The following is a 22160-nucleotide window of genomic DNA, read 5'->3' as shown; positions in this document are numbered from 1 at the left end:
GGTTTATCGAATGGCTTTGCATACACTGCAACTACCGTGAATTAGACAACGATGGGAGATGGTAATGGGCGGTAAAACCCTATACGACAAATTGTGGGATGCCCACTTGGTGCAAGAACGTGACGACGGCTCTTCGTTAATTTATATCGATCGCCACATTGTGCATGAGGTGACTTCACCACAGGCGTTTGAAGGCCTGCGCTTGGCAGGGCGTAAGCCTTGGCGGGTGGATAGCATCCTGGCCACACCAGATCACAATGTACCCACCACCGGTGAAGAGCGAGCCCAAGGCGTGGCTGGTATTGAAGATAACGTCTCTCGTATACAGGTGCAAACCTTGGACGAGAACTGCGATGAATTCGGTATTGTGGAATACCAAATCAACGATACTCGGCAGGGCATTGTTCACGTCATCGGCCCAGAAAGCGGTGCTTGCTTACCTGGTATGACCATCGTTTGTGGTGATTCCCATACCGCCACCAACGGCGCCTTGGGTGCCTTGGCCCATGGTATCGGCACCAGTGAGGTAGAGCATGTTATGGCTACCCAGTGCTTGGTGGCCAAGAAAATGAAAAGCATGCTGGTGAAGGTAAACGGCACACTGGGTAAGGGTGTCACTTCAAAAGACGTGATATTAGCCATCATCGGTGAAATCGGCACCGCTGGTGGTACCGGCTACGCCATAGAATTTGGCGGCCAAGTGTTCTTGGATATGTCCATGGAAGGCCGGATGACGGTCTGTAACATGGCCATTGAAGCCGGTGCGCGCGCCGGTATGGTGGCTGTGGATGACACCACCCTGACTTACGTTAAAGGCCGGCCTTACTCGCCCAAAGACGCGCAGTGGCAGCAAGCCGAAGACTATTGGCGCTCACTGGTCAGCGATGAAGATGCCGTCTTCGACAAAATAGTGGAGCTGGACGGCAGTGCCATTTTGCCACAGGTTAGCTGGGGTACTTCGCCGGAAATGGTATTGCCGGTTAACCAATGCGTACCCGACCCTGCTCAGGAAGCCGATGCAACCAAACAGGCCGGTATTAACCGCGCGCTGGAATATATGGGGTTAACTGCGGGCCAAAAGATCACCGATATTCAAGTGGATCAAGTGTTTATTGGCTCCTGCACCAACTCTCGTATCGAGGACATTCGCGCCGCTGCAGAAGTTGCCAACGGCAGACAAGTAGCCAGTAGCGTTAAACGCGCTTTGGTGGTACCCGGCTCTGGCTTAGTAAAGGCACAAGCGGAATCCGAGGGTTTGGATAAAATACTGACTGCTGCAGGTTTTGAGTGGCGTGAGCCCGGCTGCTCAATGTGTTTGGCCATGAACGCCGATAAATTGGGAGCAGGGGAGCACTGTGCTTCAACCTCCAACCGAAACTTCGAAGGCCGCCAGGGCTATGGAGGCCGCACCCATCTGGTTAGCCCTGCGATGGCTGCCGCCGCTGCCATTGCTGGCCATTTTGTTGATGTGCGAGACTTTTAAGGAGCCGATATGAAAAGCTTTACTCAAATTACTGGCTTGGTCGCACCCATGGATCGAGCCAATGTCGACACCGACATGATCATTCCTAAAAACTTCTTAAAATCCATTAAGCGAACCGGTTTTGGAAAAAATTTATTCGACGAGCTGCGCTATCTAGATGAAGGTCAACCCGACCAAGATTGCACTGGCCGGCCGCTAAACACTGAGTTTCCGCTGAATTTTGCTCGTTACCAGGGCGCCCAGGTGTTACTGGCACGAGAGAACTTTGGTTGTGGTTCCAGCCGTGAGCACGCACCTTGGGCCTTAGACGACTACGGATTTCGTTGCATTATTGCACCCAGCTACGCCGATATCTTTTTTAATAACTCGTTTAAAAATGGCTTATTGCCCATTATTTTATCGGCCGAGATTGTTGATCAGCTGTTTCAAGAAATGTACGCCGAAGAAGGTTATCAATTGAGCGTAGATTTGGCCAAGCAAACAGTCACTACGCCCGCAGGCCGTAGTTTCGAATTTGAAATAGACGCTTTCCGTAAACATTGCTTATTGAACGGTTTAGATGACATCGGTTTAACCTTACAAGAAGCTGATGCTATTAAAGCCTACGAAGAAAAAGCCAAAGCCAACACGCCGTGGATTTTCGGCAGCGTGGTATAACATTTAAACAGGCAAAGATATGAGTAAAAACGTATTAATTATTGAGGGCGACGGCATTGGTGTAGAAATTATCGCCGCCGCCGAAAAAGTGCTTAAAGCTGTTAATGAGATTGATAATCTCAACCTAACCTTTGACACCGCCATGTTGGGTGGGCGTGCCTACGACCAGTACGGCAAACCCTACCCAGACGACACCCAAACCAAAGCGCGGGCGGCGGATGCCATTTTATTTGGCGCCCTGGGCGGCCCCCAGTGGGACGGTAAAACCGAGCGACACCTGCGTCCGGAAGCTGGCTTACTCGATATCCGTTCCGATTTAGGTTTGTTTGCCAATCTTCGGCCTGCGGTTGCGTTTGAGCAGCTGGTGGCAGCTTCTCCGCTGAAGCCCGAGTTGGTTGGCGGGCTAGATATTATGATTGTGCGAGAGTTAACCGGTGGCATTTATTTTGGCCAGCCAAGAGGCATCCGTACTTTAGAGAATGGTGAAAAGCAGGGCTTTAATACCGACGTTTATAAAGAGTCTGAAATTCGTCGAATCGCCAAGGTGGCATTCGAGGCGGCGCAAAAACGCAATAAGCGTGTGTGTTCCGTAGATAAGGCCAACGTATTAGAGGTGACTGTACTTTGGCGCGAAGTGATGGAAGAAGTCGCTAAGGGTTATCCCGATGTAGAACTGAGCCACATGTACGTCGACAACGCCGCCATGCAATTGGTGATTAACCCTAAACAATTTGATGTATTGGTCACCGGCAATCTGTTTGGCGATATTCTTTCAGACGAAGCCTCTATGATTACCGGCTCCATAGGCATGTTGCCGTCGGCGTCTTTAGATGTGAACAACAAAGGCTTCTACGAGCCTTGCCACGGTTCTGCGCCAGACATCGCCGGGCAGGATATCGCCAATCCATTGGCAACCATTATGTCCGCCGCTATGTTGCTGCGTTATTCCATCGGTGCAGCGAGTTCCGCAGATCGAATCCAGGCGGCGGTTGGACGTGTCTTGGATGCGGGTTTGCGCACCAAAGACATCTACAGCGACGGCATGACGCTTATCGGTTGCGAAGCCATGGGCCAAGCTGTGGTAGATGCCTTAACCGAGTAAGCTTCTTTTTTATTCTTGAGGCGGCGTTTTTGCTGTTAAAGGGTTATGTCGTTTCAAGCTTTAAATTAAAAGCGCCGGTTTAATGACCGCCAAGCTCACTGTATTTAGCGGTTGAGCTTGGCGATTTTTTTTATAGCGGTTTGTTTCTATAAAAATCATCCACGCTGCTGTTTGCGACGGTAGCCTCACACTGTTGGCAACTGCCCAATCTTTCCTTTTGAATACTTCTCATTCTTGTTGTGCTTTCTTCCCGTCAGTGCTTACGGTTAGCCTCGGCGCTTCTAGTTTTACATTTGGTTTACCCCTTGCTTATAAACGGTTGTTAACGGCGTACCAACCGATTGGCGAAATTGAGTTTCGCGATCTAGGCTATATGAGCAGAAATAATAAAATACATGGCACTTAATGTATTGCGGCCAATGCAATAGGAATTGGTGCTCGTAGGTCGGCCGAATAATGCCGAGTTGTGCTAGTGACGAAATTGCCGCCAATGATAGACGTTTCCACATCCTTCCTGGAGAGGGGCCTGACTTGAAAGTACTGATTGTAGATGACCAGGAAATAAACCGGCTGGGCCTGGTAGGCCTGTTAGAGGGGGCGGGCTATACCTGTGTTCAGGCAGGCAGTGGAGAGCAGGCGCTATCTGTGGTGCGGGATCAAACTGACATCTGCATGGTGCTAATGGACATCGTCATGCCCGGCATAGACGGCCTGGACGCCACAAGGGAGATCCGGTCACACCTAGGCTCTAATCATATTCCAATTATTTTTGTGACCTCCGCCGATGAGGCAGAAAAACTAGAGTTGTGTTTCGAGGCGGGCGGTGATGATTTCGTGTCTCGACCGATTAACCCCACTTTGTTGCTTAGCCGCCTAAATGCCCATCAACGCCTGTTTAGCATGCACGCTAATTTACAGGAGAGTAATAAAGAATTACTGCGCCACCAACGCGAAACCGAGCGAGAACACTTGGTGGTAGAGCACGTATTTGACAACGTCATCAAGCCCGCCATGACGAAATGCGAGTCTATTAGCACGCATTTATCGCCGTATTCCATGTTTAATGGCGATTTGTACCTAGCCCACCGCAATAATACCGGCGATATCTACGTGTTGCTGGGCGATTTTACCGGCCATGGCTTGTCCGCTGCCATCGGCTGTATGCCACTTGCTGATTTGTTTTATGCCATGGCCGCCAAGAGCGTGCCCGTGGGAGAGATCGTAGCTGAGGCTAATCGTAAGTTACTCAAAATCCTGCCCGACCACATGTTCTGCTGCATGGTGTTGATGAAGTTCAACGCAACCATGGATCACTTGGACATCTGGGTGGGTGGTATGAATGATATCTATATGGTTGAGCCGTCCAGTAAGGCCAGCCAGGTGATCCCGTCTCAGCACATGCCTATTGGTATTCTCACCAACGAAGAATTTGACAGTACCAGCAAAGAGTACGACCTAGCCTCTGGTGCGCGTATATTTGCTTACACCGATGGTGTGATTGAATTCCAAGACCCAGAAGGCGAAATGTTTGGTGAGGATCGGCTGCGAGAGGCCATCGAAGAGCAGGAGGAATCGCTCATTGAGACCGTTCTTGTGCGCCTGGATGATTTCAAAAAGGGCTGTGAACAGCGCGACGATATTACGTTAGTGGAAATTAATACCGCCAAAGCGCCTAATGATATGTAAGCTGTCTTGTCATGTCAGTTTATTCATGGATCTCTAGTCATGGATAGCAGCCACGACGGATACTAATTGCTCGCATAGCTCGATTAAGTCTGCCTGTTCAATCACAAATGGCGGCATTATATAGACCAGCTTGCCGAATGGCCGCACCCAAATGCCCGCCTGCACAAACTTATCTTGTACCTTAGCTAATTCCACCGGGTTTTTCAGCTCTACTACGCCAATCCCGCCGAGTACACGTACTTCGGCAACGTGATTCATACTCGCACAGGGCGCAAGTAATTGCTTCATGGTGGCTGCCAGGTTGGCTACACGCGCCTGCCAGGGGCTTTCAACCAACAGTTGACAGCTTTTCAGCGCCACGCTGCAGGCTAACGGATTGGCCATAAACGTCGGTCCGTGCATTAAAACAGACGCTTCCCCCTGGCAAATAGCCGTGGCTACCTTATCGCTGCACAGTGTGGCCGCCAACGTCATATAGCCGCCGGTGAGGGCTTTACCAACACACATTATGTCGGGGCTAATCCCACTGTGATTGCAGGCGAATAGCTCACCTGTGCGGCCAAATCCGGTGGCAATTTCATCGGCTATCAGAAGGCAGTCATACTCATCGCACAGCTCTCGGACTCGTTTTAGAAACACAGGAGAGTAGAAGTTCATGCCACCGGCACCCTGCACGATGGGCTCTAATATAACCGCGGCCAGTGTCTCGTGGTGGGTTTCAATTTGTTGACGAAAATCGTCTATGTAGTGTTCTTGCCAAGTTTGATCGAAACCGCATGGCGGCGATTGACTAAAAATTTGCGGTTTCAAAACCTGGTTAAAGAGATGATGCATGCCCGTGGTGGGATCACACACAGACATGGCCGAAAACGTGTCGCCATGGTAACCGCGACGCAGGGATAACAGCTGATGCTTGCTGGTTTGGCTCTTGGATTGCCAATATTGCAGCGCCATTTTTATGGCGACTTCCACCGCCACCGATCCGCTGTCGCTGAAAAACACCTTGGCCAGGCCATCCGGTGTGTGTTCTACCAGCCACTGCGCCAGTCGCACAGCAGGTTTATGGGTTAAGCCACCGAACATCACATGGGCGAACTGATCCACCTGCTCAGTCAATGCTTGGTTAAGCTCCGGGTGGTTGTAGCCGTGAATCACAGCCCACCAGGACGACATTCCATCAATTAACACCCTACCATCACTGAGGTGCAACCTAGCGCCCTCAGCCCTTTCCACGGGGTAGAGGGGGGCGGGGCTATCGACGGCCGAGTAGGGGTGCCATATGTATTGACGGTCCTGTTGTACAAGGTCATCAAAAAGGCTGTTTGGGGGTAGGGTGGCTGAGTTCATAGGTGTCCTGTGGTGGCTTTTTGAGCATTGTAAACGTCCATGGCCGGCAGGGGTAGTTTGACCATTGCTCGGTGGGGCCTATGCAATGCAAGATTGGTTGGTTTTTAGTCAGATGTGGATTCGCTTGGGCGCGTTGTTTTGGTACACTGCCGCCCCTTCTAATAGATGCCAAGCATGTGGTTTGGCCTGCACACCGTGGTACATAGGTAATGGACGCGCTTAAGCAAAAGACAGAGTTCAACAAGCTACAGAAACGTCTGCGGCGCAATGTGGGTAAGGCAATCGCCGACTACAACATGATTGAAGCCGGCGACACTGTAATGGCCTGTTTATCGGGCGGTAAGGACTCCTTTGCCATGCTCGATATTCTGTTGCACATGCAGAAAACAGCGCCCATAGACTTCCAGGTAGTGGCGGTAAACCTTGACCAGAAGCAACCGGGGTTTCCGGAGCATGTATTGCCAGAATATTTGTCTGGCTTGGGGGTGCCGTATTACATCCTCGATAAAGACACCTACAGCGTGGTTAAATCGAAAATTCCGGAAGGTAAAACCACTTGCGGTTTATGCTCTCGCTTGCGACGTGGCACCTTATACTCGTTTGCAGAGTCCATCGGCGCTAGTAAAATTGCATTGGGGCATCACCGAGACGATATTGTAGAAACCCTGTTTTTGAATATGTTTTTTGGCTCCAGGCTCAAAGCTATGCCGCCTAAGCTGTTGTCCGATGACAAGCGCAATATTGTTATACGCCCGCTGGCTTACTGCAAAGAGAGTGATCTGATCACCTTTGCGCAACAGCGACAATACCCGATTATTCCTTGCAATCTGTGTGGATCGCAGGAGAACCTTCAGCGCCAGAACGTCAAAGCCATGTTGCGCTCCTGGGAGAAAGAACATCCCGCACGCATTGAGAGCATATTTGCCGCCATACAAAATATCTCGCCGTCACAAATGGCCGATACAACATTGTTTGATTTCGAACATCTGGCAATCGACCGAAGTGAAAACAAAAAGGAGTACCAATTCGAAGAGGCGACGGTAAGTTCAAGCCACGATGAGTCCATGGTGAAACTCATTGAGGCAATCACTGTAAATTAGATTGACCTCTTATAATCTGTCGCTTAATTCGTTATTTAAATGAGCGTGATTTCAGTGTTATCGAAATAAAGAGCCTAGCCGGCTCTTTTTTTTGCCAAAAATTCCCTGCATTTTCGCTTGTCGTCACCAGTTTGGCGTGTTTTTAAACGCAGATAGGGTAAAAATGCTATTTAATAAATGATGGGAATCCATCGCTGTCTCATAGTGCAACCGAATTCAATAGATCACAACAATAAAAGGTCACCATGGTGGTGAACAACGCAATAATTAGGCACGACTGTATTACTAAGTCGCGATCATAGGAGCTACGCATTCACTATGGGTATGTCGCAACGATTAGCGCTGTTAGGTCTGGGCATCACATTCTCTGTGGGCCTGGTTTTGGCAGTGGTGCAAATATTGGCAGATTTTCACAACCACAATAACGAATTTGCCAAAACCAACCAAAATATCATTGGCTTGATTGCCCCTTCGGCTACCAGAGCCGTGCACGTCTTGGATAACGAATTAGCGGGGGAAGTAATCAACGGGTTATTGCACTACGATTTCATTAGTGCCGCCAAAATCGAAGATGAAGCGGGTAACATCCTAGCCGAAGCAGAGAAACTACCCAGCGACAGCGCCAATGGTCATTGGTACCAGCAATTTATTGGCGACCGGTATGAGGAATTCTCCGCTGATTTAACTCTGCCGAATTACGAGCAATACTTGGCTGGTAAGGTAAGTTATACGGTGGACCAAAATGTGGTGTACAACAGTTTTTATCAGCGCTCAGTTACCTATTTAATGACCGATTTGTTCCAAAGCTTTGCTTTGATTGGTGTGCTGTATTTCGTGTTCTTTTATTTCTTTACCCGGCCGGTATTGCGTCTGGCGGAAGAGATGCAAAGCATTAATTTCTACCAGCCCGGCTCTCGGCGCTTCACTCGCTCGTCCAGACGTAACGACGAGCTAGGACAGTTAGTAGATAACGGCAATCGGTTGTTGGAATCCGTCGAGCTGGCGTTGGATTCTCAGCGGTCGGTGGAAATAGCCTTGCGCAACAGTGAGGAACATTTACGGCAATTGATTGATCGTTTACCGGTTTTTATCGCAGCCCGTAACAAAGACGGGTACATCGTTTTTGTTAACAAAGCCTGGGCTTCTGTATTCGGCTTAACCCCTGCTCAGCTGCGATACGTTAACTTTGAGGATGTGGTAAATGGTGACCAAGTTAAAATAGAAGATGTGTTGGCCTATGACCAGCAGGTGCTGGAAACCAAACAAGACATCTTTGTGGCTGAAGAGCGCTGGCGCGATAGGAATAACAATCAATTGTTTTGGCAAAGTCACTACACACTGCTGAATTTTCACGATGAGTGCGTAGTGTTGTCGGTGTCCACTGACATCAGCGATCGAAAAAAATCCGAGGCCGACATCGCCTTTATGGCCTATCACGATTCGCTCACCAAGCTACCCAACAGAATACAATTAGTGGAACGGTTGGAGAACGAGTTACACCGAGCCCAGCGTCACGGTTACTACGGTGCTGTGCTGTTTATCGATTTGGACCAGTTTAAAAATATAAACGACTCCCTGGGGCATCCTGTTGGTGATGTTATGCTCATCGAAATTGCCCGGCGTCTAGAGGAATCCATCCGCGATGAAGATCTGGTAGCTCGCTTGGGGGGCGATGAATTTGTATTGGTGCTAACGGTGTTGGATACCCAACACCAAGAGGCCAAGGATAAGGCCGCCGAAGTAGGCGAGAAAATTCGCAAATGCCTGTGTGAGCCTATTCATCACGATAATATTGAGCTGCGCGTGACGTGTAGTATTGGTGCAGTGCTCTTCCCTGCGGATGGTATCAGCGTACACGAATTATTAAGGTTTGCCGATACCGCTATGTATCAAGTGAAAGAAAGTGGCCGAAACGCCATCGCATTTTTCAATGAAAATATGGCTTACGCCGTTAAAAATCAACTGGTGTTAGAAGGAGAGTTGCACCGTGCGGTAGAAGAGAAGCAATTTGAGTTGATGTATCAACCAAAAGTTGATGTACAAACGGGTACTTTGACCGGCGCTGAGGCGCTCCTGCGTTGGCATCACCCAGAGCGGGGCTTGGTGAGCCCAGCGTTATTTATTGGCGCATTGGAGTCCTCCGGTTTGATCGTTGATTTAGGACAGTGGATTTTAGAAGAGGCTTGTCAAAAACTCACCCTATGGCAAAAGCTTGGCCTGTGGCATACCGGCATGCGGTTGAGCGTGAATATCAGCCCTCGCCAGTTCCGCCGCACAGAATTTGTTGATGATGTTAAAACCACATTGCGGAACAAACCTTACTTAAAAGGCGCCTTAGACATGGAGATAACAGAGAGCGTTGTTATTGGCAATATTGATGAGACTGTTTCGATTATGCACGAGCTTTGTGATGCTGGGCTCAGTTTCTCCCTGGATGATTTCGGCACGGGCTATTCGTCTATCAGCTATTTAAAGCGGTTACCGGTGTCCACTTTGAAGATAGACAAAAGTTTTGTGCGCGATATTCGAGTGGATCGCAACGATAAGGTGTTAGTGGAAACCATGGCTTCTATGGGCCGGCATTTGGGTTTAACTGTAGTTGCAGAAGGCGTAGAAGAGCAAGAGCAACTTACGTTAATAAAAGAATTTGGCTGCGATGAATACCAAGGATTTTATTTCGGCCAGGCCATACCGGCCGATGACTTTGCCCACGTATTAAAAAGCTCTTGTAAAACGGCGGTATAATTACCTAGAAAAAAGCGATAAATAGAGTTAAATAGCCATATTAAAGAGCCATAGATGAGACAGCAAATCTCTACAAGTTAGGTTGCGGTGATAAGTAGCACCTCCATTTTGATGGAGATTATGCCATTCACCACGGTGGCACAACCCAGTGCCACCTAAGCGCCTGTGGTGAGAATTACCGGCAGCAACAAGGTTACTCTTTTGCTGGCATTAACTCCAGAAGAGCCAGTACGGTTGCTTCAACGCCCGCGGTTACCGATGGTTCTGGTGATATCTTAAACAATGGCGAGTGGTGGCTGGGCACAGGTGGTCCGCCGGCCGCCATTTGTTCGAAGTCTTGGGCAGGCGTGCCGCCAATGCTGAAATAAACACTGGGAATAAACGGTTCTGTGGTAAACATAGGGAAATCTTCCGCACCCATACCAGTGGGCTCCTCGCTGCTTACCTTTTCTGCTCCCATTTTGGCTTCCCAAACAGTCTTTAGGCGCGTTGCCAGCTCGGGACTGTTGAGGGTAGGAGGAACACTTTCTTTGGAGTAGATCACCTCGGGCAACTTGTCCTCGGGCAAACCAGCGGCGCGACCAAGGTTTACCGCTATCCGCTTTATACCGTCGAGCAACACCTGCCGCGTGTGGGGGTTGGTATTACGGACAGTTAACTGTAGATGGGCTTGGTCTGAGATGATGTTGTGTTTAGTGCCAGAATGAAAAGACCCCACCGTAACCACGCCTGCCTGGCGCGGCGATAACTCTCTCGCTACCAAGGTTTGCAGAGCCATAACGATTTGGGACCCTAGCACAATTGGGTCTTTACCCATGTGAGGGCTGGCGCCGTGTGCACCGACACCATGTACGATGATGTCCACGGAATCCGAGCCGGCGTAGGGGCTACCGGTTACAACGTTGACCTTACCGGCCTCTAGCGCCGACGATACGTGCAGTGCCAAGGCAAAGTCGGGCTTGCCAAAACGCTGCCATAAGTTGTCTTCCATCATGGCTCTGGCCCCCATAATGCGTTCTTCAGCGGGTTGACCCACCAGCATTAACGTGCCGGACCATTGATCCTTCATAGCTTGCATGCGTCGGGCGGTGCCGATCAAACTGGTGATGTGCATATCGTGGCCACAGGCGTGCATTACGGGTACTTCCTTGCCGGTAATAGGGCTTACCTGGCGAGCGTTGGAGGCATAGGGTAAGCCAGATTTCTCTTCCACGGGCAGGCCGTCCATATCGGCGCGCATCATCACCAGAGGGCCATTACCGTTTTCCATAATGGCCACCAACCCTGTGCCACCCACACCTTCTGTCACGGTAAAACCGGCTTGTTTGAGTTCTTCGGCAATGCGTTTGGCGGTTTTATTTTCAACCAAACTCAATTCTGGGTTGGCGTGAAAGTGTTTAAATAATGAGCCAAGATGACTGTCGTAATCCGATTGAATGGTGTCAGATAAATTCGACGCCGCTACAGCAGGCATGTGTGCGGTTAACGCCAGCGATGCTGCGCTTAATAAAATGGCCATTGCGGTGTGCTTCTTTCGGGTCATGATGTGTCCTTTGTTGTTAAGCGTGGGCGCAAGGGGCGCTGAAACACAGCGTGTACTCTGAGGGCTGCGGTTCGATCTTGTCTGACGAGAAACGTTGCACTTGAGTTTTTAACGGCGTTAAACGTTTCACTGTCGATGGCTCTGATGATCTCTGGGATGATCTCTGGGATCTCTGGGATATCTAGTCGGTTGCCATCCAAGCCTAGAGCTTTTATTGGGGTAGCCGGTAAACCAAGTCGCTCTAGGTCGCTGCCCCAACGCGTAAACCTTTGGCTTGTGTGTTGGTTAGTGTAAGTTATGACGGTTATCACCGAGCGAACCACATCACAAAGCTAAGCCAACGGGTGCTTGTGGGGTGGGCAATCGCGAGTGCTAGGACCCGCTTTTAGAAATTTGTCACCACAGCTGAAAGCTGTGCGATAGAATTTACGAGTAATGGAAAATATCACTAGTGCGTTTATGGGAAGCGGCTGGATGCCATTTCAGGATAAAAATCGGTTATTGAGAAGTACGTGAATTTATTGAATTTTGGCAGAATGAGTGCGGGATTTGTTGCTGTTTTAGTGGGATACACCAGCGCGGCGGCGATTATTTTTCAGGCGGCTCACAATTTAGGCCTTGAGGACGGCGCCATCGCCTCCTGGTTTTGGGCGCTGGGTATCGGTATGGCAGCCACAACCATTGGCCTATCTCTGTACTACAAAACGCCGGTGGTGATTGTTTGGTCCACACCAGGAGCAGCGTTACTGGTGACAGGGGTGGAAGGTTTGACGGTGGGCCAAGCAGCCGGGGTTTTTCTAGCCAGTTCTTTGATGATTTTAATTACCGGATTAACCGGCGCATTTGACAAAATAATGTCTTTTATTCCAGGGCCGTTGGCGGCGGCAATGTTAGCCGGGATTTTATTGCAATTTGGCTTGCAGGTGTTTGCCCAGCTGACCGATCACACGCTGCTGGTGGGGGCAATGTTGGCGGCTTATTTTGTTGTTAAACCGCTGTTGGCTAGGTATGCGATACCTATTGCTTTGCTGGTGGGTTTAGTCGTCGCCAGCGTTTTGGGTCAGACTCAACTGGGTGAAATATCCTGGCAAATGGCAAAACCCGTTTGGGTTACGCCAGAATTCAGCCTATCGGCATTAATTGGCGTTGCTATCCCACTGTATTTGGTAACCATGGCGTCGCAGAATCTTCCGGGGCTTGCCGTATTGCGCGCCCACGGGTATTCGGTGCCGGCCTCGCCCATTGTCAGTGTCACTGGCGCAACCGGCCTGCTAATGGCGCCGTTCGGTGGCTTTGCTTATAACTTGGCCGCTATTACAGCCGCCATTTGTATGGGAGAAGACGCCGATCCCGATCCTAAACAGCGTTATTGGGCTGCGGTTTGGGCAGGCCTTTTTACCGCGGTGGCGGGGGTGTTTGCGGCCTCTGTGGTGGCTTTGTTTCTGGCGTTACCAACGGCATTGGTGGCCGCCATTGCCGGCCTTGCACTGCTCGCAACCATTGGCAATAGCTTAACCAGTGCCTTAGGCGATGAAGCAAGCAAAGAGGCGGCGACCATTACGTTTTTAGTAACGGCCTCCGGTGTAACCTTATTCGGCATTAATAGCGCGTTTTGGGGCTTGGTGGCAGGCCTGTTGGTTACCCATTGGTGGCAACGCCGGGCGACAGCATAACGCTTATTGCAAATGTTTGCGGTAGGCTAGTAAGGATGCAGTAACCGCAACATTTAAAGACTCCACGCCGTTATTCATGGGAATTGCCACTCGGTAATCGCTGGCCTTGTTGGTTTCGGCGCTGACACCGTCGGTTTCGTTGCCTAGCACAAACACTCGCTGCTTGTGGGCATCGATATTGGCGAAAGTTGGGTCGCCGTCGCCGGCCAAACAGGCCACCTTCGCGCCGATGCTCTGCAGTTTTGCCAGGGCATTTGGCAAATCCGGGCAGCGCAGTATTTTGGCTTTAAACACCGTGCCGGCACTGGCTTTGATAACCAGTGGGTCAATCTGGGCGCTGCCTTTTTCTGGTAACAATAGTCCATCGCAAAACCCTGCCGCAACGGATCGGATGATCATGCCGAGGTTCTGTGGGTTGGTGATTTTGTCCAACGCTATTAGCTCAAAAGCTCGGTTCTGGTTGTGTTCAATAAAGTGATCAAGGTCGGCAAACCCCGGGCAAACCATATCCGCGCAAACCCCTTGATCTTGTTTGCTATTTTTCGAAATACGGCTTAACTCGGCCCGGCTGTGGTAGCAAATTTCTGCGCCTTGTTGGCTAGCCAACGCCTCGATTTGCTCCAAAATTGCGGCTTGTTTGTTGGTTTGCGCTAGGTGCAAACGAAAGGCTTTTACACCTGCGGTTTGCAGGGCTTCCAGTACGGGTTTTCTGCCGTACACAGTCAGGAGACTGCGAAAAAAAGCCCGTCTCTTTAGGTATTCGGAGGAGTCAGAATTTGCTTTGGCCACGATGTCGGTGCCTATTAAGGTGTGTGTCTATTAATTTCGGTGTTTATTGCCGTGGGTTAGGTATCTGCCGCTTGAGATCGTCCAGGGCAAGGCCAAGTAGCTGATGTTTATCGGCCGGTAACTGGGCCAGCTTAACGGTGGCTTCGGCCAGGGCAAGGTACAGCTTACCCAAATCTGGGTCGATGGTGGCCAAGGCTTTGGCCTGGGCTGTTACCAGCTCACTGTCACCACGTTTAATGGGCCCACTTAACGAGCGTTGCGGACCGAGATTGTCGATATTAACCAGCGTCTGCTGAATGAGCGGCATTAAAACGGGTAGCGGGTGCTCGGTGCTTGCGCCAATGTCGGTTGCTTTTAGGCACTGCTCAGCGGCGGCCAGCAGTGTGGTTAGATAATTACAAGCGAACACACTGGCGGCGTGATACACCGACTTCTGCGCGGCACTGATGGTCAACCATTGTAGGCCAAGCTGTTCAAACGCAGGCTTTAGCGTGTGCAGTGCTGCTGGGTCGCCCTCAGCGGCGCAGTAACACCCTGCTAATTTTTTTAGGCTGGCCTCTGGGTTGGCGAAACTGTGGATGGGGTGGACCGCGGCACACTGCGCGCCGCGCTGGGCCAGGGGCTGTAATAGGGCTGCGCTGTGGGCTCCAGAGCAGTGCAGTACGGTAGAATGGTGCCAATTTAAGTCGAGTTCTGCCAGCAGGGCTGCGGCCTCGGCGATGGCGCTGTCAGGGGTGGCGATGAGCCAAACGTCCGCCGGTGTAAGTTCACTGTGACTGTCGCATACGCGTCCCGCGCCAATCCAATCCAGCGCGCGCTGGGCACTGCTAATGCTGCGGTTGAGCACCTGGCCAATGGAAAAGGTCGCGTTACGCTGCCAAAGTTTGGCCACTGTTTGGCCCAGGTGGCCACAACCAACAATATTCAATTCCATGGCTGCATTTAAACGTCACACAGCGCTAGGTATTGCCGAACCGCGTTTGTCATACCCATATGTAAGGAGTCCACTGTCAGAGCGTGGCCGATGGATACCTCCAACAGACCCGGCAGGTGGCGGTACAGCATCATATTTTGAAGATTAAGGTCGTGGCCGGCATTAACCCCTAGGCCAAGCTCGCAGGCTAATTCTGCAGCGGCGATATGGCGCTGAAATTCGGCTATCGGCTGGCCGTTGTTGTAGTGGTGGGCAAAGGGGCCGGTGTACAGCTCGATTCGGTCGGCACCCACTTGCTGGGCCAACTTAATTTGTTCTAAGTCGGGATCCATAAACAAGCTAACACGTATTCCAGCGGCTTTAAGCTGGGCGATGATGGGCGCTAGGGTGTCACCGCTGGTGGTCAGGTCAAAGCCGTGGTCAGAGGTTTTTTGTTGGCTGGAGTCCGGTACCAAAGTGGCCTGATCGGGCTTTCGAGCAAGTACCAATGGTATAAAGCCTGGGTAATCGGCCAGTGCCGATTCCAATGGATTGCCTTCAATATTGAATTCAACCATGGGTAAGTCTTCTATCAAAACCGCAAGCTGTTCACAGTCGTGGGGCCGTATGTGGCGTTGATCTGGCCTTGGGTGCACGGTGATGCCCTGGGCGCCAGCGGCGATGCATAGGTTGGCGTGTTCAATTACGCTGGGGAAATCTCCTTCTCTGGAGTTTCTCAGCAGAGCAATCTTGTTGAGGTTAACACTTAACGCTATGGCCATAACTATTGGTCTTTTGAAGTTGAGCTATCGGATTCAGTTGCTTCAGTGATGCGGTAGGCTTTCAGAATACGAATTGCCATATTGGGAGCGTTGGGATGGGCGCGGTACATGCCTTGGGGTTGAGCGGCGATATCGGCTACCACATCCATCCCCTGGGTGACTGTACCAAAAACCGTGTAGCCGGGGCCATTTTTAGTCGGGTCTAGGTGGGCGTTATTATTCAAATTGATGTAGAACTGTGACGTTGCGCTGTGCGGGTCAGAAAACCGCGCCATGGCAACGCTGGCGTAGGTGTTACGCAAACCATTGCTGCTCTCATTGGGCACAGGGTCGCGGGTTTCTTTTTGAGTGAAGTCATAGGTCATACCGCCGGCCTGGGCCATGAAATTGGGGATCACCCGATGAAAAATTGTGCCATCGTAGAAGTGGGAATCAACGTAGGCCAAAAAGTTTTCACTGCTCAGGGGTGCCTGTTCACTGTACAGCTCAATATCAATGTTGCCCAGGTCGGTTTCTAGCCGAACCATCTGAGCCTGGGCCAGGGAGGCCAGCAGCAGGCAGCCCAGTAAAATAAAACTTTGCATCCGTTTCATTGCAATACCCGCTAGTTTAACCATTCCGAATGGCGCTTTTGCCGCTTAAATAAAGGCACGACCAGGGTGATAATGACGCCAAGTAACACCGAAGCCGCACCGTAAAAGAACCATTTTTGTCGGTTGTCATTTTGGTAGCGGCTATTTTCTGCCTTTAAAACATCGATCCTAGTTTGCAGCAATTGGTGGGAGTTCAGTAATTCTTCGTGGCGCTTGTTCAAATCCACAGAGCTGGCGGCAATCCGACGAATCTCGTCCAATTCGGTGGAGGTGTCTTCTAGAGTCGCTCCCTGCTCAGTCATCTGGGCTTTCAGTTGCTGGTTCTCTGCTGTTAAGGCGTCGTTGCGCTCTTGTAGAACCTGTTGCGATTCGCGGGCTTTTTGCAATTCGGCCTTGGCGCTATCGAGCTGCATACGGGCGATGGGCTGTTTAACAATATACTGGGAGCGCATCCAACCCTGGGTGCCGCCGGATAAAATCACCTCTGACCACTCGCCGTCCTCTGCCACAATCTCCAATTTAGTGCCGGTTTTAACCGCGCCTCGGATGATTTTGTATTCGGTACCTTTACCGCGTCTCAGTGGGACGAAATAAGAATCGGAGACATACCCTGTCTGACTTTGAGCCACTGCGCTGCCTGCCAGGCCGATAAGAAGGCTACCTAGGATTACTGAAATGAATGTTGAAATTCGCATAATTAGTCGCTGTTGTCTTGGCGTGTCTTACGGGGTTATGGCAATACTTTGATAAATGGGTTCACGGTGACAGACTCGTACACGCCGGCGTGGACATAGGGGTCGTTATCGGCCCAGGCTTGCGCACTTGCGAGATCCGGAAATTCGGCAATGATGAGGCTGCCGACGAAGCCCGCGTCACCAGGTTGCGCGGAGTCTATGGCTGGGTTAGGGCCTGCCACCAGCAAGCGGCCTTCGTTTTGCAGAGCTTGCAATCGGGTTAGATGATCAGCGCGAGTCTGTAGTCGAAGTTTGAGTGTGCCGGGGGCGTCTTTGCCGACGATGCTATACCACATGATTTTTCCTCTTACTTTTTATGTGTCGCCAATGGCTGTTACTGCTGCACCAGAATGTCTTCCAAAGACAGTTCTGTCAGGCGAGTGATATTGCGAAACAAATAAAACATGGCAAAAATCATTACGATGGTGACCGGCACCACGATAACGGGGTAGCTTAGAGCCGTTAATTTGCCCAGCTGCTGGGTGTATTCGACGCTGCCGGGGCTGCTCACCACGACAATTTTAGCTAAAACATAGTTCAATATCGCGGATAAGGCGAAAGACAGCGCCACTAAGTAGGATGCGTTCATCAAAACTTTGTTGAACGAAGCTTTATGATTTTGTTGCTCCAGGGCCTGATTTATTTTGTCGACATCCAAAACACTGTCGTTAAGTAAAATGGTTTTTACCAGCGGATAACGCGTGCGCGTCGACAGTAAGGTCGCTATGCCTAAAATCGCTGGGATAGCTGCTTCTTTGATGGCAATGTATTTGGGATCCAGTTGCAAAAGGCTGATGCCCCCGGTTAGCAGAACACTGATCAAGCCGAGGATGGAAAACAGGTTCCACTTTTTTCTCTCTCGGTAGTCCCAAAGGCCGTAGGCGATGGGGAAGGCCAGGGCGACAATCAAAGCTACGGTAGGACCCAGGTATTCTTCACTGCTCAATTTAGTGAGCACCAAGGTTGGCACAATGATATTGAGCAGAAGGTTTACAAGCAGGTTTTCTTTTTTCGGTTTGGTGGGCTCGGTTGGGTTGTTCATTCAGGTCTTTTCATTGGTGAGTGATGGCTGAAGCTTCGTTTCAGCCTAAGGTGAGATGCACTCTATTACGTGGTCTTGTCTGTGTTAATCTATCGGCCAGGGCCGCGCCTTTAGGCGCGCGTAGTGTAACGTGTTAGAACCAAAGCTTTCAAAGCGAAAGGTGTTAATGCGACACCCTGGATCGCAAATGCGGGAGATAATGATGGTTTGCGCGCCTTTATCTATCTTTGCGTTACTTCACATAAATTCGGTAAGGCTATTTATTGAGCGTTTTTGATTTACATTGCCATTCCAACTGCTCTGATGGCGTTTTGAGCCCCGAGCAGTTGGTCGAGCGAGCTGCAAACGCTGGTGTGACCCATTTAGCGTTAACCGACCACGACTCCATCGCAGGCCTAACCAGGGCGCAAGCACATGCTGCTAGCGTCGGCATAGACTGCATATCCGGTATTGAGTTCTCCTGTGTTTGGGCTCGGCGCGGCATCCATGTGGTAGGTTTGCACTTTGACGCTAGTAATCCGGCGCTGTTGCAAGCAACCGAATATATGGGCAAGCAGCGGCAGGCCAGAGCCCAAGAGATCGCTCGCCAGCTGGCTAAAGTTGGCCTCCACGGTACTCTTGCCGGTGCCGAGGCATTGGCTGGTGGGGCGCAGGTTGGCAGGCCGCATTTTGCTCAGCACTTGGTCGATGTCGGCGCTGTGAAAAATATCGCCCAGGCGTTTAAGCGTTACTTGGGAGCAGGTAAAATCGGCGATGTTAAGCAGCAGTGGCCGGAGATCGAGGTCGTGGTAGAGTGGATCAACCAGGCGGGCGGTACCGCAGTAGTTGCCCATCCGCTGAAGTACCAGTTGACCAGAACCAAGCTGTTACAGCTTTGCCAGGATTTTCAAGCCGCGGGTGGTCGAGGTATTGAAGTCATAAGCGGTGCTGATCAAAAGCCGCAGCAAACCAAAGATATGGTCAAAATCTGTCAAAAAACCCAGTTGCAGGGTTCAGTTGGCAGTGATTTTCATGCCCCGGATGTGCCTTGGCAAGCGCTGGGAAGCAGTGGCCAGCTACCAGCCGGTGTTGAGCCGGTATGGGCCGATTGGGCAGTGGTGGTTGGTGATTAGAGCCAGTGACCAAAACCAGCGGCAGTATTCAGATAAGGAGTAATGGTGTCTCAATTTTTTCAAATACATCCGGAAAACCCTCAGGCACGGTTGATTAAGCAGGCTGTCGATATCATCCGCAGGGGCGGTTTGGTTGTGTATCCTACAGACTCCGCATACGCATTGGGTTGTCAAATTGGCGACAAAATGGCGCTGGAGAGAATCCGTATGGTGCGTCAGTTGGGAAAGGAGCATAACTTTACCCTGATGTGCCGAGACCTCTCGGAGTTGGCGACCTACGCCAAAGTGGATAACCAAGTCTTTAGAGCAATCAAAGCACACACGCCCGGACCCTATACCTTCATTTTGCCGGCAACCTCGGAAGTGCCCAGGCGATTGATGCACCCTAAGCGTAAAACCATTGGAATGCGTGTGCCTGCCAACCCAATTGCGTTGGCCCTGATGGAAGAGCTTGGCGAACCGTTAATGAGCAGTACCTTGATATTGCCCAACGAAGAGTTGCCCATGACGGACCCCTACGACATCCGTGACGTACTAGAACACCAGCTGGAGTTGGTGATCGATGGCGGCTACTGCGGAATGGAGGCCACCACCGTCATCGATTTCACTGATAATGCAGCTCGTTTGGTTCGGCAGGGGCTGGGTCCCATTGACGGTTTTGAACTCGAGGAATAAAGCTGACAGCCACCTAGGAAGTCTATGGCTTAGCCGCTATAATCGCCGCCCCACGGTGTAGCGGAGTCTGGCTGTGCAGGTTTTTAGGCGGCTTCGGCGCCCAATCATCAACGAAAAGAACTGCTTGTGAGCCAAGAAACCGAAGATACAGACATCGTCGAACAGCAACCCCAGAGCGAGGCCGTGGCCACAACCCCGCCAGCACCCGAAGCCTCGGGCAGTGCTGGTGAGGAGCCTAGCGCCCCGGCTCAGGGTGAAATGCCGTTTGCTATCGTGGCAGGCAAAGCCCTCACGGAAGTCCCCAAGGATCTGTACATACCACCCGATGCGCTGGAGATCATCCTCGAGGTGTTTGAGGGGCCGTTAGATTTATTGCTGTATCTGATCCGCAAGCAAAACATCGATATTTTAGAAATCAATGTATCCGACATCACTCGGCAGTACATCAATTACGTCGAAATGATGAACGCACTGCAGTTTGAACTGGCGGCAGAGTACTTGGTGATGGCGGCCATGCTGGCGGAGATCAAATCACGCATGCTACTACCCAGAGCCCCTTCTGAAGATGAAGAAGAAGAGGATCCGCGGGCAATGTTGATTCGGCGGCTGCAGGAATACGAACGCTTTAAGCAAGCGGCGGAAGATATTGACGCACTGCCTCGGGTGGGCAGGGATATTCACCCGGCGTATGCCCAGGGGCCGGATCGAAATTTGACACGGCCGGAGCCTGAGGTCGACATGAAAGAACTCCTGCTGGCCTTGTCCGAAGTGTTGCGTCGCGCCGATATGTTCACCAGTCACCAGGTAGAGAAAGAAAAGCTGTCCACTCGGGAGCGTATGGGCCAGGTATTGGATAAACTGTCCCACGGACAATTCACGCCGTTTGTGAGCTTATTTCGGGTATCTGAAGGGCGCCTTGGCGTCGTGGTGACCTTTTTGGCTGTTATGGAGCTGATAAAGGAATCGTTGGTGGAAATCATACAGAACGAGCCCTTTGGTCCAATTCACGTAAAGTCGCGAGCACAATGACGATTGCACACAACCAATTAAAACAAATCATTGAGGGCGCATTATTGGCCGCCGGGCAGCCAATGGATGTCAAGCGCCTGTTAGAATTGTTTACCCCAGAGGATTCACTGCTCGAGGACGAGACTGAAATCACTCGTGAAGATGTTCAGGCCGCTTTGCAAGCCATCGTTGCAGACTGCGAAGGACGCGGCTTCGAGTTGCGAGAAGTTAGCAGTGGCTGGCGCTTTCAAGTGCGCAGCGAAACCGCTCAGTGGGTTAACAGATTGTGGGAAGAAAAGCCGCAAAGGTACTCCCGTGCCATGCTAGAAACCCTGGCGCTCATCGCCTATCGGCAGCCCATTACTCGTGGTGACATCGAAGAGATTCGTGGCGTAGCGGTAAGTTCGCACATCATTAAAACCCTGGCAGAGCGTGATTGGGTTAAAGTGGTTGGCCATCGCGATGTGCCGGGTCGCCCCTCGCTCTACGCTACCACGCGCACCTTTCTGGACTACTTTAACTTAAACAGTTTGGAAGAATTACCTTCGTTAGGCGAGTTGGCGGACTTGGATCAGCTAAACTCGGAGCTGAATTTGGAGCCCAGTAACGACCAAGGTGATGTTCAATCCCAGCCGAATGACTCTGACAGCGCCGACGAAGCCCATCAAGACAACCAGAAAGCGCTGGTCGGTGGCACCGACGGCGATGCCGAAGCCAGCTCTGAGATTGCCGCCGACCCTGACCAAGCTGAATCGGAGGCAGGCGAGTTGGAAACACCAGCGTCTCAAGTACCGGCAGATGACAGTGATGACGAACAAGCCTCGTTTGCCACTGAAAGCAACGTTGAACAGGCAGAGGACGACGAGGATACGGTATCTGGCAGTGAGGATGAGCCGACGGCGTTCGATTCCGAATCGCCAACGCCGTCAGCTGCCTCGGACCAACCTGAGCCAGATGAATCTGCTGAACCAGGCCGGTCGCTGTCGTCAGACCCGCAGCCACAACCAAGCACCGATGACCCAAGTTCCGACTTGGCCTCCGACTCGGATGAACCCTTAGAGGCTGATGCGCCAGAATCACTAGAAGATAGCGCAACGCCAAAAGACGAACAAACCACCGACGAGATTACGAGTTCATCCACGTCGTTATTTGATCGGTCTTAACACAACGCAGTAA

At 51.1% G+C, this 22160-nt stretch carries 20 protein-coding genes; 11 read left to right on the top strand and 9 right to left on the bottom strand.

The features are described from left to right. Window positions 1-64: 64 nt before the first annotated feature. From leuC to ACGHM3_RS14030, 4 genes are all read left to right on the top strand, one after another. Window positions 65-1483: a 3-isopropylmalate dehydratase large subunit gene (gene leuC, locus ACGHM3_RS14045; protein WP_345415270.1), complete on the top strand. Its 1419-nt coding sequence runs from the start codon at window positions 65-67 to the stop codon at window positions 1481-1483. Window positions 1484-1492: 9 nt separating this feature from the next. Continuing rightward, window positions 1493-2140 carry a 3-isopropylmalate dehydratase small subunit gene (gene leuD / locus ACGHM3_RS14040; protein ID WP_345415273.1) on the top strand — a complete coding sequence of 216 codons (648 nt, stop codon included), beginning with the start codon at window positions 1493-1495 and terminating at the stop codon, window positions 2138-2140. A gap of 19 nt (window positions 2141-2159) precedes the next feature. Continuing rightward, window positions 2160-3242 (top strand): 3-isopropylmalate dehydrogenase, encoded by a 1083-nt coding sequence (gene leuB / locus ACGHM3_RS14035; RefSeq protein ID WP_345415276.1) that lies wholly within the window; start codon window positions 2160-2162, stop codon window positions 3240-3242. Between the two features lie 531 nt (window positions 3243-3773). Continuing rightward, complete coding sequence (locus tag ACGHM3_RS14030) at window positions 3774-4928, top strand: SpoIIE family protein phosphatase (protein ID WP_345415278.1); 1155 nt, start codon at window positions 3774-3776, stop codon at window positions 4926-4928. A 33-nt stretch (window positions 4929-4961) separates the two neighbouring features. On the opposite strand, the gene bioA is transcribed toward ACGHM3_RS14030, so the two are convergent. Next, window positions 4962-6275 (bottom strand): adenosylmethionine--8-amino-7-oxononanoate transaminase, encoded by a 1314-nt coding sequence (gene bioA / locus ACGHM3_RS14025; RefSeq protein WP_345415281.1) that lies wholly within the window; start codon window positions 6273-6275, stop codon window positions 4962-4964. A gap of 209 nt (window positions 6276-6484) precedes the next feature. On the opposite strand from bioA, the gene ttcA reads away from it, so the two are divergent. Together ttcA and ACGHM3_RS14015 are read left to right on the top strand one after the other, a co-directional pair. Then, on the top strand, window positions 6485-7375 hold the full coding sequence (ttcA, locus tag ACGHM3_RS14020; RefSeq protein WP_345415284.1) for a tRNA 2-thiocytidine(32) synthetase TtcA: 891 nt from the start codon (window positions 6485-6487) through the stop codon (window positions 7373-7375). 318 nt (window positions 7376-7693) lie between these two features. Beyond that, window positions 7694-10120: an EAL domain-containing protein gene (locus tag ACGHM3_RS14015; RefSeq protein WP_345415287.1), complete on the top strand. Its 2427-nt coding sequence runs from the start codon at window positions 7694-7696 to the stop codon at window positions 10118-10120. Window positions 10121-10313: 193 nt separating this feature from the next. Here the strand turns inward: ACGHM3_RS14015 and ACGHM3_RS14010 are convergent, their stop codons facing one another. Then, window positions 10314-11663: an amidohydrolase gene (locus ACGHM3_RS14010; RefSeq protein WP_345415290.1), complete on the bottom strand. Its 1350-nt coding sequence runs from the start codon at window positions 11661-11663 to the stop codon at window positions 10314-10316. 536 nt (window positions 11664-12199) lie between these two features. Between ACGHM3_RS14010 and ACGHM3_RS14005 the strand changes: the two genes are divergently transcribed. Further along, entirely contained in the window at window positions 12200-13336 is a 1137-nt protein-coding gene (locus tag ACGHM3_RS14005; RefSeq protein ID WP_345415893.1) for a benzoate/H(+) symporter BenE family transporter, read from the top strand. Between the two features lie 3 nt (window positions 13337-13339). Here ACGHM3_RS14005 and ACGHM3_RS14000 read toward each other — a convergent pair whose 3' ends face one another. From ACGHM3_RS14000 to ACGHM3_RS13970, 7 genes are all read right to left on the bottom strand, one after another. Next, window positions 13340-14125, bottom strand: coding sequence for an RNA methyltransferase (locus tag ACGHM3_RS14000; RefSeq protein ID WP_345415296.1), 786 nt, complete (start codon window positions 14123-14125; stop codon window positions 13340-13342). Between the two features lie 43 nt (window positions 14126-14168). Continuing rightward, window positions 14169-15059: a Rossmann-like and DUF2520 domain-containing protein gene (locus ACGHM3_RS13995; RefSeq protein ID WP_345415299.1), complete on the bottom strand. Its 891-nt coding sequence runs from the start codon at window positions 15057-15059 to the stop codon at window positions 14169-14171. A gap of 8 nt (window positions 15060-15067) precedes the next feature. Beyond that, entirely contained in the window at window positions 15068-15820 is a 753-nt protein-coding gene (locus tag ACGHM3_RS13990) for a pyridoxine 5'-phosphate synthase (RefSeq protein ID WP_345415302.1), read from the bottom strand. Between the two features lie 2 nt (window positions 15821-15822). Then, window positions 15823-16347: a peptidylprolyl isomerase gene (locus tag ACGHM3_RS13985; RefSeq protein WP_390518253.1), complete on the bottom strand. Its 525-nt coding sequence runs from the start codon at window positions 16345-16347 to the stop codon at window positions 15823-15825. A 77-nt stretch (window positions 16348-16424) separates the two neighbouring features. Continuing rightward, window positions 16425-17108, bottom strand: a complete 684-nt coding sequence (locus tag ACGHM3_RS13980) for a TIGR04211 family SH3 domain-containing protein (RefSeq protein WP_345415306.1) — start codon at window positions 17106-17108, stop codon at window positions 16425-16427. Between the two features lie 35 nt (window positions 17109-17143). After that, window positions 17144-17443 (bottom strand): YciI family protein, encoded by a 300-nt coding sequence (locus ACGHM3_RS13975; RefSeq protein ID WP_345415308.1) that lies wholly within the window; start codon window positions 17441-17443, stop codon window positions 17144-17146. A 38-nt stretch (window positions 17444-17481) separates the two neighbouring features. After that, entirely contained in the window at window positions 17482-18189 is a 708-nt protein-coding gene (locus ACGHM3_RS13970) for a VC0807 family protein (RefSeq protein ID WP_345415311.1), read from the bottom strand. Between the two features lie 263 nt (window positions 18190-18452). Between ACGHM3_RS13970 and ACGHM3_RS13965 the strand changes: the two genes are divergently transcribed. The 4 genes from ACGHM3_RS13965 to scpB all read left to right on the top strand — a co-directional run bounded on the left by ACGHM3_RS13965 (window position 18453) and on the right by scpB (window position 22147). Continuing rightward, window positions 18453-19301 carry a PHP domain-containing protein gene (locus tag ACGHM3_RS13965; RefSeq protein ID WP_345415314.1) on the top strand — a complete coding sequence of 283 codons (849 nt, stop codon included), beginning with the start codon at window positions 18453-18455 and terminating at the stop codon, window positions 19299-19301. A gap of 45 nt (window positions 19302-19346) precedes the next feature. Then, window positions 19347-19976 (top strand): L-threonylcarbamoyladenylate synthase, encoded by a 630-nt coding sequence (locus tag ACGHM3_RS13960; protein ID WP_345415317.1) that lies wholly within the window; start codon window positions 19347-19349, stop codon window positions 19974-19976. Between the two features lie 126 nt (window positions 19977-20102). Further along, window positions 20103-21005 carry a ScpA family protein gene (locus tag ACGHM3_RS13955; protein WP_345415320.1) on the top strand — a complete coding sequence of 301 codons (903 nt, stop codon included), beginning with the start codon at window positions 20103-20105 and terminating at the stop codon, window positions 21003-21005. Beyond that, window positions 21002-22147, top strand: coding sequence for an SMC-Scp complex subunit ScpB (gene scpB / locus ACGHM3_RS13950; protein WP_345415323.1), 1146 nt, complete (start codon window positions 21002-21004; stop codon window positions 22145-22147). Before ACGHM3_RS13955 ends, scpB begins: the two co-directional genes overlap by 4 nt. Window positions 22148-22160: the final 13 nt, after the last annotated feature.

The sequence above is a fragment of the Halioxenophilus aromaticivorans genome (assembly GCF_042850945.1).
In the GTDB taxonomy this organism is placed as follows: domain Bacteria; phylum Pseudomonadota; class Gammaproteobacteria; order Pseudomonadales; family Cellvibrionaceae; genus Halioxenophilus; species Halioxenophilus aromaticivorans.
The sequence above is the reverse complement of the archived record's forward strand: the minus strand, read 5'-3'. Positions and strand labels throughout refer to the sequence as shown.

Excerpts from the sequence above, each read along its gene's own strand:
- leuC (WP_345415270.1), top strand. The coding sequence starts at position 65 with ATGGGCGGTAAAACCCTATACGACAAATTGTGGGATGCCCACTTGGTG.
- ACGHM3_RS14010 (WP_345415290.1), bottom strand. The coding sequence starts at position 11,663 with ATGACCCGAAAGAAGCACACCGCAATGGCCATTTTATTAAGCGCAGCA.
- ACGHM3_RS13980 (WP_345415306.1), bottom strand. The coding sequence starts at position 17,108 with ATGCGAATTTCAACATTCATTTCAGTAATCCTAGGTAGCCTTCTTATC.
- ACGHM3_RS13995 (WP_345415299.1), bottom strand. The coding sequence starts at position 15,059 with ATGGAATTGAATATTGTTGGTTGTGGCCACCTGGGCCAAACAGTGGCC.
- ACGHM3_RS13975 (WP_345415308.1), bottom strand. The coding sequence starts at position 17,443 with ATGTGGTATAGCATCGTCGGCAAAGACGCCCCCGGCACACTCAAACTT.
- ACGHM3_RS14005 (WP_345415893.1), top strand. The coding sequence starts at position 12,200 with ATGAGTGCGGGATTTGTTGCTGTTTTAGTGGGATACACCAGCGCGGCG.
- ACGHM3_RS13970 (WP_345415311.1), bottom strand. The coding sequence starts at position 18,189 with ATGAACAACCCAACCGAGCCCACCAAACCGAAAAAAGAAAACCTGCTT.
- bioA (WP_345415281.1), bottom strand. The coding sequence starts at position 6,275 with ATGAACTCAGCCACCCTACCCCCAAACAGCCTTTTTGATGACCTTGTA.
- ACGHM3_RS13985 (WP_390518253.1), bottom strand. The coding sequence starts at position 16,347 with ATGGTTCGGCTAGAAACCGACCTGGGCAACATTGATATTGAGCTGTAC.
- leuD (WP_345415273.1), top strand. The coding sequence starts at position 1,493 with ATGAAAAGCTTTACTCAAATTACTGGCTTGGTCGCACCCATGGATCGA.
- ACGHM3_RS14015 (WP_345415287.1), top strand. The coding sequence starts at position 7,694 with ATGGGTATGTCGCAACGATTAGCGCTGTTAGGTCTGGGCATCACATTC.
- ttcA (WP_345415284.1), top strand. The coding sequence starts at position 6,485 with ATGGACGCGCTTAAGCAAAAGACAGAGTTCAACAAGCTACAGAAACGT.
- ACGHM3_RS13990 (WP_345415302.1), bottom strand. The coding sequence starts at position 15,820 with ATGGCCATAGCGTTAAGTGTTAACCTCAACAAGATTGCTCTGCTGAGA.
- scpB (WP_345415323.1), top strand. The coding sequence starts at position 21,002 with ATGACGATTGCACACAACCAATTAAAACAAATCATTGAGGGCGCATTA.
- leuB (WP_345415276.1), top strand. The coding sequence starts at position 2,160 with ATGAGTAAAAACGTATTAATTATTGAGGGCGACGGCATTGGTGTAGAA.